Below are 6,215 nucleotides of genomic sequence, written 5' to 3' on the forward strand. Positions count from 1 at the left end.
TGGGCCATGAAGCGCACCGCACTCAGGACGGCCAGGCCCACGCAGAGGGGGCAATGGGTAATCGACATGGCCCGCTTCCCTCGATAAATCCACCATGACAGGCCATGCTGGTTCTGGAGGGCGGCTGAAATAAATCGCGTCCCAAAACCTTCCTGGAGACTCGCCGGTGCTGCGGCTCAGTGAGCTGAAATTACCCCTTGACCACAGCGAGGTGGAGCTCAAGGCTGCCATCTGCAGGCGATTGGGGATCACACCTGACCAACTCAGGACTCACCAGTTGGTGAAGCGCAGCGTGGATGCCCGCAAACGCCAGCAGCTGGCCCTGGTTTACAGCTTTGATCTCGAACTAGAGCTCAGCCCAAAAGCCGAAGCGAAGCTGCTGCAGCGCTTCCGGGGCGACCCCCACCTAAAAGCCAGTCCAGACACCCGCTACCGCCTGGTTTGCGAGCCAGCGGAATTGGCATGCCCACCACTGCTGCGTCCGGTCGTAATCGGGGCTGGACCCTGCGGTTACTTCGCCGCCCTATTGCTCGCCCAGATGGGCCTAAAACCGCTACTCCTGGAGCGCGGTAAGGCCGTAAAGGAGCGCAGCGCCGACACCTTCGGGTTTTGGCGCGGCAAATTGCAATTCAATCCCGAATCCAACGCCCAATTTGGCGAGGGCGGGGCGGGCACCTTCTCCGACGGCAAGCTCTACAGCCAGGTGAGTGAAGCCAAGACCTATGTGCGCAAGGTGCTGGAGGAACTAGTGGCGGCCGGGGCCAATCCGGAGATCCTCACCCTGCACCACCCCCACATCGGCACCTTCAAATTGGCCACCGTGGTGCGGGGTCTGCGCAGCCGCATCGAGGAGCTCGGCGGAGAGGTGCGATTTGAAGCCAGGGTCGATCGGCTCGAGCGCTGCCAGGCCAGCCGGGCCATCCAGGCGCTAGTGCTGGCCAGTGGCGAGCGGATCGCCGCCAACCAGGTGGTGATGGCTATCGGCCACAGCGCCCGGGACAGCTTCGCCATGGTCCAGGCGGAGGGCATAGCCATGGAGGTAAAACCCTTTGCCGTGGGTTTGAGGATCGAGCATCCCCAACCGCTGATTGATCGGGCCCGCTGGGGACCCGCCGCCGGCCACCCGAAATTGGGTTCGGCAGAATACAAACTTGTGCACCACTGCACAGGCACCAACAGCTCTGGGCGCAGTGTTTACAGCTTCTGCATGTGCCCTGGGGGATTGGTGGTAGGTGCTACTTCAGAGCCGGGGCGGGTGGTAACCAACGGCATGAGCCAACACTCCCGAAACGAGCGCAATGCCAACAGCGGCCTTGTGGTGACCGTGAATGGGGCCGATCTCGAGCCCTATGGGGCCTATCCGGGCGATCCCCTGGCCGGGGTCGCCTTCCAGCGCCACTGGGAAGCCCAGGCATTTGTGGCCGGAGGCGGCAACTACAAAGCGCCGGCCCAAAGGCTGGGCGATTTTCTAAGGGGTGAGGCCTCTAGCCCCGACAGCAGCGAAGCAGTTAAGCCCTCCTATCAACCAGGAGTGAGTTTTGGCAGCCTGGAAAACTGCCTACCCAGTTTTGTAATTGCGGCGATTCGAGAGGCCCTGCCAGCCTTCTCCAAAAACATTCCCGGCTTCCTGATGGAAGGGGCCGTGCTGACCGGCGTCGAAACCCGCACCTCCTCACCGGTGCGCATCCCCAGGCACAAAGAAACCCTGGAGTGCATAAACACCCCAGGGCTATATCCGGCAGGAGAGGGGGCTGGCTATGCCGGCGGAATCCTCTCAGCTGCCATTGATGGGATCAAGGTGGCAGAGCAGGTCGCCCTGGCCCAGATCACTCTTCGTCGTCTTCAGCGCCAAGGGGAACCAGGCGAATCTGCTTGCGACCAAGCTTGATTTCGAATTCATCGCCGGGCTTGAGATCCAGCATGGCGGTGTAGGCCTTGCCCACCATCAGGTTGCCGTTGAACTGCACCTTGGTGCTGTAGCTCAACTTGCGACCGCCCTTGCCAGTTTTGCCTACGCCGGCAAAATCCAGACCCTTAGCCCCAAGCAGGGCTTCATAGAAAGCGGTGAAATTGAGGCGTTCGCTGCCGTCTTTTTTGCTGGAAACGTAACCGCAGGCGCGAACCAAATCAGATTTACTGATATCGCCCATGTCCTTGACCTTAGCCAAGAGTTCAGATCCAGTGAGCATTTTTCCTAGATATGCAACCTTCGCATTATGTCACCCCATTGCCATTACTCGCAAGTGGGCCATAGCTCAAAAACAAAAATAATTAAATTCTTGCCGACTCAAGCCTGGGAAACAATGCCACTCCATTGCACAGCCTTCACCTGGTCACGGCGCCAGGAATGAAATAGCAGGGGTTCAGTAGCAGTACTGAGGGGGCATATCGCTATCTGATTGGACCCAACTCCGAGGTGGATAAGTTGTTGGCGGGCCGCGGAGCGAATGTCGAGGCGGTCATGGCCGGCGAGGCCATCGGCCTGCAGGCCGCCGCACTCGGCCAAGTCGGCCAGGGCCTGGTCCAAGGGGATGGGTTCTGCCTCTGAGGGGCGCAGGGCCAGGGCCACCTGCTCGCTTACGGACCGCTGCACCTGGTAGTCAGCAGCCGCAATGGCTGGTCCGAGGGCCACCAACAAATCCGAACTGCGGGAACCAGAAACAACCAAAGCCCCTACCGCCAGCTCCAGGATCCGACCTGCCACCCCCCGCCAGCCGGCATGGCAAGCGGCGGCATGACCCGTGGCCGGGTCGGCCAGGAGTACGGGCGTGCAATCGGCTCCACAGACCCACAAACTCTGGCCACCCCCATCACTGACCAGGCCATCGGCCTCCGGCCAGGGGGCACAGCTGGCCTGGCTAGCGGGGATCACCAAGGCGCTGTGCACCTGCTGGGGGCGATGCACACTCACGCCAGCACTCACATAGCCGGCCAAAACTTCTGGGGTGCGGCCCTGCCATTGGCGGGTAAAAAAGCCGTGCTCAAAATCAGCGAGCAGATCTGATTGGAGGTAGTAGCCGCCGTAGCAGCCCACCCAGGTCCAATCCTCCAGCTGGTTGAACTCGAGGTCGGGGCGATCAAAGGGCGGATCGACTGCTTCAGCCATTAGGCATCGGGCAGGTCCCGCAGGAGCCAAAAGCCCTCAAAGCGGGTTTCCTCAGCATCGGCCTGAATTGCCACAAACTGCAGGCCCCCGGCCCGCTGCCGCGAATCGGCAAAGGCCTGGGCAGCGGTCTTGGCCTCACTCGCCTCCAGGTTGGTAAGCAGCCATCTGTCCTCCAGGCCTGCCTCCAGCACCAGCTGCTGGTCAGCGATTTCCAGTCGCACTGGCTCCAGGCCTGCCATCCAGCCGGCCATGGCCAGGGAGCGGCTGGCACTAAAAAGCCTGATTCCCGGCACCGGTGCCTCCGGATCCAGGCCTTCAGGCAGGGGGACCAGTCCCTGGAAACCCATCTCCCAGTCGAGGGCCTCGGCCAGGTCCTTGAGGGGCAAGGTTGCCCAGGCCCAACGGTCGCCCCGGGCCGCCTCGGGCAAGGGCACCGCAACGGCACGAATGGGCAGGGGTGCTGGGGCCAATGGGCCCGCCATGTACCCCTCCTCGAGGGGGTAAACCTCCCGCTCCCGCTCCTGCAACCAATTCACCAGGGCATAGCAGCGGCGACTGGGCACCAGCTCAAGGGCCAGGCCCTCGGCGGCCCGTTGGACCATCGTGCGCATCGATCCCCGCCAGCAGCGCAGGCGGCGGGGGGCGGCAAAGCCCTGGTCGTTGGCTTCCCCAAAGGCCTGCTCAAGGGCCTCTCTTAGCCAGATCGAGTTGACGCTGGTGGCTGGGCAAGCTTTGACGAAACGGAAACAGGGATCCTCTGATCCCACCTCAGGGGTGGAGCTAATCAACAGCTCCCAGCGCTTCTTGCCATCGCTCTCCAGGATTGGCCTGGAGTAGTAATCAAGCTCCCAATCGGGGCCCCAATCCCCTGAGCTCATCCGGCCGCCTGTTCGTGCTGGCGCAGCACGGAGCGGGCCCGGTTGGCGCGGTCTGCAGCCTCAGCCATCACCTTGTCTTTTTCGATCAGCAATTCACCGGGCTGACCCTCCAGCAGGGCCGTATTCAGGGCAATGCGGCCGCGGCCTGGATCCAGGTCGGTAATTAGGGCCTTAACCCGGTCTCCCTGGTTGAACACTTCGCGAATGTCGCGCAACTGCCCACCTGAGATCGAGGACTGGTGCAGCAGCCCACTGACTCCGCCCAGGTCCACAAAGAAGCCATAGGGCTTCACCGACACCACCAGCCCCTCGACCAGTTGGCCCACCTCCAGTTCGGCAAATTTGGCAGCAGTGGTTGCCTTCTTTTCAGAAAGCACCAACTTGCGGGTTTCCGGATTCACCTCCAGGAAGGTGACCCCCAGGGTTTTGCCCACCAGGGCCTCATGGTTTTCACCTTCCAGCAGCTGGGAGCGGGGAATAAAGCCCCTCAGACCCTCCAAATCACAGGTCAAACCGCCGCGATTAAAGCCGGTGACCTTGACCTGCACAACCTTGGCGTCCTTCTCCATGACCCGCAGCTTTTCCCAGCTCTGGCGTAGGGCCAGGGCCCGTGCACTGATGGTGACCATGCCATCTGCATTCTGTTCCCGGGTAACCAAAACCTCAATTTGCAGTCCCTTGGGGAAGCGCTCCTTGAGGTTGGTTATTACCCCCAGACCGCACTCGGCCTTGGGCATGAAGCCCGGTGCTTTGCCACCGATGTCGACATAGACACCATCACTCTCGAGGGCAATCACCACGCCACTGACCACTTCACCGGTGGTGCCAACCGGCTCGTTTTCATCGAGGGCGGAGAGGAAGGCCTCCTCGTCGAAGTCGAAGTCATCGACGCTGTGGGTGACCACATTGGTGGCCCCACCAGCACCGGCGCCAGGCAGGCTGGCCCCCTGGGACTTGGCTGAACCACTGCTCCCCTTGGCCTTGCGGCTGGAATCTGGGCCCAGCAAATCGGCCATGGTGAGGCCCTCCATGGAGCCCATCTCGAAGAGATCCTCGTCGCTGCGCTTAACCGGTGCACCGGCAGCGGCAACGGGCACCGGTGCTGGGGGCGCCAAGCGAACTGCAGGAGCCTGGCTGGAGGCCGGGGCGGTTTCTTGCTCGAGGGCCTCGGGCTGGGGCTCGTCTTTTTTGAGCATCAGCACCTGGGGCGGCTTGCGCAGGGGCGCCTGCAACTGGGGTTGCTGGGGGCGCTGCGCACCCGGGGGCACTGGCCGAGCCGAGGAAGCGGACTGCTGGTTGCCGGTTCCGGGCATCACCACATAGGGCGGGGAGCCCCACACTGTAGTGATCTGTTCTAAGGGCAATGGCGCGGGAGTTTCAGCTCGGGCAAATGCGCTGGCCCGAGGTCGCCCAGGCCGCGGCCCGGCCAGGCAGCACGGTGGTCTGGCCCTTTGGCTCCATGGAGCAACACGGGCCCCACCTGCCACTGCACACGGACAGCCTGTTTGCGGAGCGGCTGATCGACAGCGTTCTGGAACGCTTGCCAGAGAACCTGCCGATCTGGCGACTGCCCCTGCAGCCGCTTGGCTTCTCGCCTGAGCACAGGGGTTTTGCCGGCACCCTGAGCCTGCCGGCCGAGTTGCTGATTGCCCAGGTGGTGGCCGTGGGCCAGGAGCTGGCGGGCTATGGCTTCCAGCGGCTTGTCCTGTTCAACGGCCATGGCGGCCAGATCAGCTTGCTGCAGACCGCGGCCAGGCAGCTGCGCAGCTCGGTGCCCACCCTGGGGGTGCTGCCCTGCTTCATTTGGAGTGGGCCCGAGGGGATCCAGGAGTTGATTCCCGAACCGGAGCGCAGCGAAGGCCTCCACGCCGCACTGGCCGAAACAAGCCTGATGCTGCACCTGGCCCCGGGGCTGGTGGCTGCGGAACGGCCGATCGATGGCAACCAGGGCGGCCTGCCCCCCCGGGGCTGGAGCCTGGAAGGGGCAGCACCCAATGCCTGGCTTACCCGAGACCTCAGCAGCACGGGGGTGGTGGGCAACAGCTCTGGCGCCAATGCGGAGCTGGGCGCTGAGCTTTGGCAGAAACTTGGGGAAGGCTGGTTGCAACGCTTTGAGTCGTTGCTTGCCAGTGATTGGCCCCCCACCGATAGGCCTGAAGCCCGATGAGGGTGGTTACAGTCAATGCACTAATTGAGAGTGATGTCGGTATGGCAACCATTACCTCCCCAGG

6 protein-coding genes are annotated in these 6,215 nt (G+C 62.8%); 2 read left to right on the forward strand and 4 right to left on the reverse strand.

The window, feature by feature from the left end:
- Positions 1 to 166: 166 nt before the first annotated feature.
- Complete coding sequence (locus KBY58_RS12625) at positions 167 to 1,888, forward strand: NAD(P)/FAD-dependent oxidoreductase (RefSeq protein WP_255004668.1); 1,722 nt, start codon at positions 167 to 169, stop codon at positions 1,886 to 1,888.
- Here KBY58_RS12625 and KBY58_RS12630 read toward each other — a convergent pair.
- The 4 genes from KBY58_RS12630 to KBY58_RS12645 form a co-directional block, all read right to left on the reverse strand.
- On the reverse strand, positions 1,827 to 2,189 hold the full coding sequence (locus tag KBY58_RS12630) for an AbrB family transcriptional regulator (protein WP_254933478.1): 363 nt from the start codon (positions 2,187 to 2,189) through the stop codon (positions 1,827 to 1,829). The two genes, KBY58_RS12625 and KBY58_RS12630, sit on opposite strands and share 62 nt — an antisense overlap.
- A 98-nt stretch (positions 2,190 to 2,287) precedes the next feature.
- A complete protein-coding gene (gene pgeF / locus KBY58_RS12635) occupies positions 2,288 to 3,106 on the reverse strand; it encodes a peptidoglycan editing factor PgeF (RefSeq protein WP_255004669.1) in 819 nt (272 codons plus the stop codon).
- The gene (locus KBY58_RS12640) at positions 3,106 to 3,984 is read right to left on the reverse strand and encodes a Tab2/Atab2 family RNA-binding protein (RefSeq protein ID WP_255004670.1); all 879 of its coding nucleotides are present in this window, start codon (positions 3,982 to 3,984) and stop codon (positions 3,106 to 3,108) included. The genes pgeF and KBY58_RS12640 overlap by 1 nt, the downstream gene beginning before the upstream one ends.
- Complete coding sequence (locus tag KBY58_RS12645) at positions 3,981 to 5,297, reverse strand: S1 RNA-binding domain-containing protein (protein ID WP_409995767.1); 1,317 nt, start codon at positions 5,295 to 5,297, stop codon at positions 3,981 to 3,983. The genes KBY58_RS12640 and KBY58_RS12645 overlap by 4 nt, the downstream gene beginning before the upstream one ends.
- A 50-nt stretch (positions 5,298 to 5,347) precedes the next feature.
- Here KBY58_RS12645 and KBY58_RS12650 point away from each other — a divergent pair, with 50 nt between their 5' ends.
- Positions 5,348 to 6,151 (forward strand): creatininase family protein, encoded by an 804-nt coding sequence (locus tag KBY58_RS12650; protein ID WP_255004671.1) that lies wholly within the window; start codon positions 5,348 to 5,350, stop codon positions 6,149 to 6,151.
- Positions 6,152 to 6,215 lie beyond the last annotated feature (64 nt).

The sequence above is a fragment of the Cyanobium sp. HWJ4-Hawea genome (assembly GCF_024345815.1).
Lineage (GTDB): Bacteria > Cyanobacteriota > Cyanobacteriia > PCC-6307 > Cyanobiaceae > Cyanobium_A.

Coding starts and splice junctions, on each gene's coding strand:
- KBY58_RS12630 (WP_254933478.1), bottom strand. CDS start 2,189: ATGCTCACTGGATCTGAACTCTTGGCTAAGGTCAAGGACATGGGCGAT.
- KBY58_RS12645 (WP_409995767.1), bottom strand. CDS start 5,297: ATGCCCGGAACCGGCAACCAGCAGTCCGCTTCCTCGGCTCGGCCAGTG.
- pgeF (WP_255004669.1), bottom strand. CDS start 3,106: ATGGCTGAAGCAGTCGATCCGCCCTTTGATCGCCCCGACCTCGAGTTC.
- KBY58_RS12640 (WP_255004670.1), bottom strand. CDS start 3,984: ATGAGCTCAGGGGATTGGGGCCCCGATTGGGAGCTTGATTACTACTCC.
- KBY58_RS12650 (WP_255004671.1), top strand. CDS start 5,348: ATGGCGCGGGAGTTTCAGCTCGGGCAAATGCGCTGGCCCGAGGTCGCC.